The sequence below is a fragment of the Streptomyces sp. NPDC047971 genome (assembly GCF_040653355.1).
Classification (GTDB): domain Bacteria; phylum Actinomycetota; class Actinomycetes; order Streptomycetales; family Streptomycetaceae; genus Streptomyces.
In genome coordinates this window covers 1-3,833 of sequence record NZ_JBEZNW010000088.1, presented here as the reverse complement: position 1 = coordinate 3,833, position 3,833 = coordinate 1, and the positions used below count along the sequence as shown (strand labels likewise).

At 70.6% G+C, this 3,833-nt stretch carries 5 protein-coding genes; 4 read left to right on the top strand and 1 reads right to left on the bottom strand.

Going from position 1 to position 3,833, the window contains the following annotated elements; genetic code table 11:
* Nucleotides 1–158: 158 nt before the first annotated feature.
* The gene (locus tag AB0D99_RS35510; protein WP_362372335.1) at nt 159–461 is read right to left on the bottom strand and encodes a hypothetical protein; all 303 of its coding nucleotides are present in this window, start codon (nt 459–461) and stop codon (nt 159–161) included.
* A 224-nt stretch (nt 462–685) separates the two neighbouring features.
* Between AB0D99_RS35510 and ruvC the strand changes: the two genes are divergently transcribed.
* From ruvC to yajC, 4 genes are all read left to right on the top strand, one after another.
* Nucleotides 686–1,267, top strand: coding sequence for a crossover junction endodeoxyribonuclease RuvC (gene ruvC / locus AB0D99_RS35505; RefSeq protein ID WP_362372332.1), 582 nt, complete (start codon nt 686–688; stop codon nt 1,265–1,267).
* On the top strand, nt 1,264–1,896 hold the full coding sequence (gene ruvA / locus AB0D99_RS35500; RefSeq protein ID WP_362372329.1) for a Holliday junction branch migration protein RuvA: 633 nt from the start codon (nt 1,264–1,266) through the stop codon (nt 1,894–1,896). The genes ruvC and ruvA overlap by 4 nt, the downstream gene beginning before the upstream one ends.
* A gap of 84 nt (nt 1,897–1,980) precedes the next feature.
* Entirely contained in the window at nt 1,981–3,060 is a 1,080-nt protein-coding gene (gene ruvB / locus AB0D99_RS35495; RefSeq protein ID WP_362372326.1) for a Holliday junction branch migration DNA helicase RuvB, read from the top strand.
* A 176-nt stretch (nt 3,061–3,236) separates the two neighbouring features.
* Nucleotides 3,237–3,698, top strand: coding sequence for a preprotein translocase subunit YajC (yajC, locus tag AB0D99_RS35490; protein WP_362372323.1), 462 nt, complete (start codon nt 3,237–3,239; stop codon nt 3,696–3,698).
* Nucleotides 3,699–3,833 lie beyond the last annotated feature (135 nt).

Genomic DNA, 3,833 nt, shown 5'->3' with positions numbered 1-3,833 from the left:
TCACAACCCCCCCACCCCCCCCCCCCTTTTTTTTTTTTTGGTGTGGGCTCCTCCCCGGTGGCCCCCCCCCACCCCCAACCCGCCCCCCGCCGGAAAACCGGCGGGCCGCTCCTCGGAATCCCGGCTGGGTCAGGAATCAGCGGGACGCGGGATCACGTTCAGTCGATCCGCTTGAAGTCCCCCGAGTTCTTGACGCTGCCCGACGCACCGCCCGCGGCGGTGACCTTCTTCATCCGGCTGGTCCTGCCGTCCTGCCACCAGACGTTCATCGACGCCTCGTAGGAGCAGGTGTTGCGGTAGTACACCGTGGTGGTGGTCCAGCCCTCGGCCCACGACCAGCTGAAGCAGCCGGTCTTGCCGCGGTGGATCTCCGAGGACGCCGCCTGGGCGGGCGAGCTCAGACCGACCGTGGCGAGCGCGATCGCGGCGCCCGTGACGCCGATCTTGGACATGCGACGCATGTGTTTCCCCCTGCTGAGTTGAACGAACTAATCGAACGTTCACACGTCGGTCAAACGTACGAACATCGATGATCATAGTGACTGTCGATCTTCGAGGCAAAGGAGAATCAGGCCCTCCGGTCACCGGTCGGCAGGCCACCGGACCTGCGGCCGAGCCGTGTGGTCGGCCCCGGTGTCGGTGGCAGCCGGTAGCCTTCAGGCGGTTGCCGATGGAGGGAGGGGCTGTGCGTGTCTTGGGTGTCGACCCCGGGCTGACGCGGTGCGGCGTGGGAGTGGTCGACGGCGTGGCCGGGCGCCCTCTGACCATGCTCGGCGTCGGAGTCGTCCGCACCCCCGCGGACGACGAGATCGGCGCGCGGCTCGTCCTCATCGAACGGGGCATCGAGTCCTGGATCGACGAGTACCGGCCCGAACTGGTCGCGGTGGAGCGGGTCTTCAGCCAGCACAACGTGCGCACGGTGATGGGCACCGCCCAGGCCAGTGCCGTCGCCATGCTCTGCGCCGCGCGCCGCGGCATCCCCGTCGCCCTGCACACGCCCAGCGAGGTCAAGGCCGCCGTGACCGGCAGCGGCCGCGCCGACAAGGCCCAGGTCGGCGCGATGGTCACGCGACTGCTGCGGCTCTCCGCCCCGCCGAAGCCGGCCGACGCGGCGGACGCCCTCGCCCTCGCCATCTGTCACATCTGGCGGGCGCCCGCGCAGAACCGCCTTCAGCAGGCCGCCGCCGCCCACCGCCTGGCCGCGCGCGCGTCACACGCCCCGCAGACCTCACCCGCACCGCGCACCCCGAAAGGCCGTACCGCATGATCGCCTTCGTGAACGGCCCCGTCGCCGCCCTCGCCCCCACCACGGCCGTGATCGCGGTCGGCGGCGTCGGCATGGCCGTCCAGTGCACCCCGAACACCCTCGCCGCCCTGAGGGTCGGTCAGGAGGCCCGGCTCGCCACGTCGTTGGTGGTCCGGGAGGACTCGCTGACGCTGTACGGGTTCGCGGACGACGACGAGCGGCAGGTGTTCGAACTGCTCCAGACCGCGAGCGGCGTCGGACCGAGGCTCGCCCAGGCGATGCTCGGCGTGCACTCCCCGGACGCGCTGCGCCTCGCCTTCTCCACCGGTGACGAGAAGGCGCTGACCGCCGTTCCGGGCATCGGCAAGAAGGGCGCGCAGAAACTGCTCCTCGAACTGAAGGACAAGCTCGGCGCCCCGCTGGGCAGCGGCGGCCTGGTCGGTGCGCAGCGCGCCGCCGCCGCGGGACCCGCCCCCTGGACCGAGCAGCTGTCCGCCGCACTGATGGGCCTCGGCTACGCGAGCCGCGAGGCGGAGGACGCCGTCGCGGCGGTCACCCCGCAGGCCGAGGCCGCGATCGCCGAGTCCGGCTCGGCCCCCGTGCCGCAACTGCTCCGTGCGGCGCTCCAGTCCCTGAACCGCGCGCGGTGAACGCGGCGGACAGCCCCGCCGTGACGTGAGGCGCGGGGTCCGGGACGGAGCACACCACCGTACGAACGAGAAAGCAGACACACCGTGAACTGGGACGACGACACCCCGCCCGGCACCGACGAGCGCCTCGTCGGTGCCGCCGTCGACGGCGACGAACAGGCCGTCGAAGCGGCGCTGCGCCCCAAGGACCTCGACGAGTTCGTCGGCCAGGAGAAGGTCCGTCAACAGCTCGACCTCGTCCTCAAGGCGGCCCGCCAGCGCGGCGCCACCGCCGACCATGTCCTGCTTTCGGGTGCACCCGGTCTCGGCAAGACCACCCTCTCGATGATCATCGCGGCGGAGATGAACGCCCCGATCCGGATCACCTCGGGCCCCGCCATCCAGCACGCCGGCGACCTCGCCGCGATCCTCTCCTCCCTCCAGGAGGGAGAGATCCTCTTCCTCGACGAGATCCACCGCATGTCCCGCCCGGCCGAGGAGATGCTCTACATGGCGATGGAGGACTTCCGCGTCGACGTCATCGTCGGCAAGGGCCCCGGCGCCACCGCCATCCCCCTGGAGCTGCCCCCCTTCACCCTGGTCGGCGCCACCACCCGGGCCGGACTCCTGCCGCCCCCGCTCCGGGACCGCTTCGGCTTCACCGGACACATGGAGTTCTACGACCCCTCCGAGCTCCAGCGCGTCATCCACCGCTCCGCCGGTCTCCTCGACGTCGAGATCGACCCCGCCGGAGCCGCCGAGATCGCCGGGCGCTCGCGCGGCACCCCCCGGATCGCCAACCGCCTCCTGCGCCGCGTCCGCGACTACGCCCAGGTCAGAGCCGACGGCGTGATCACCCGAGAGATCGCCGCCGCCGCCCTCGGTGTCTACGAGGTGGACAGCCGCGGCCTCGACCGGCTCGACCGTGCCGTCCTGGAGGCCCTGCTCAAGCTCTTCGGAGGCGGTCCCGTCGGCCTGTCGACCCTCGCCGTCGCGGTGGGGGAGGAGCGGGAGACCGTCGAGGAGGTCGCCGAGCCCTTCCTCGTACGGGAGGGACTCCTCGCGCGCACACCCCGTGGTCGGGTCGCCACTCCCGCGGCATGGACCCATCTCGGACTGGTTCCGCCGCAGGCAGCGGGCCCGGGCGCACCAGGAAGCGGACAACAGGGGCTCTTCGGGGCGTGACCGCGTCGTGACGGCGCGGAGACTCGTCGGACGAGGAACCAGGGTGCGATGCTGGACGTTGTTCCAATGATGCGGACTCGCCTAGACTCCGCCGATGCCGACCTTTCTGGCCGGCACGCCCACCCCCGAAGATCAGGCCGCGGGATCTCCGCGTCCGTGCGAAGGAAACCCGTCCCGTGAGTATCGTGACCCTCCTCCCCTTCATCGTCCTCATCGGGGCCATGTTCCTGATGACCCGCTCTGCGAAGAAGAAGCAGCAGGCGGCCGCGCAGATGCGCGACGAGATGCAGCCCGGCACCGGCGTCCGCACCATCGGCGGCATGTACGCCACCGTCAAGGAGATCGCCGACGAGACCGTCCTCCTCGAGGTCGCTCCGGGCGTGCACGCCGTCTACGCGAAGAACGCCATCGGCGCCGTCCTCGCGGACGACGAGTACAACCGCATCGTCCACGGCGACGAGCCGGACACCGACACGGTCGTCCCGGACGACGCCTCCTCGCTGACCGAGTCGGTCGACGCCGACGCGTCGGACGAGGTCGCCGAGGACGCCAAGCCGGACCTGACCAAGAAGGCCGTCGACGCCGACGCCGAGGTCAAGAAGGACGACAAGGCCGGCGGAGAGGCCGAGGCCAAGTAGTCGCGACCGGGGACCGGGGGGGCCCCCCCCCCCCCCCCCCCCCCCCCACAACGGAGAAAAATACAATCGCAAGTTGCCGCCCCCCCACCAAACATGAGACAAAACACAACATAAACAAACAAAAAAAAAAACAAA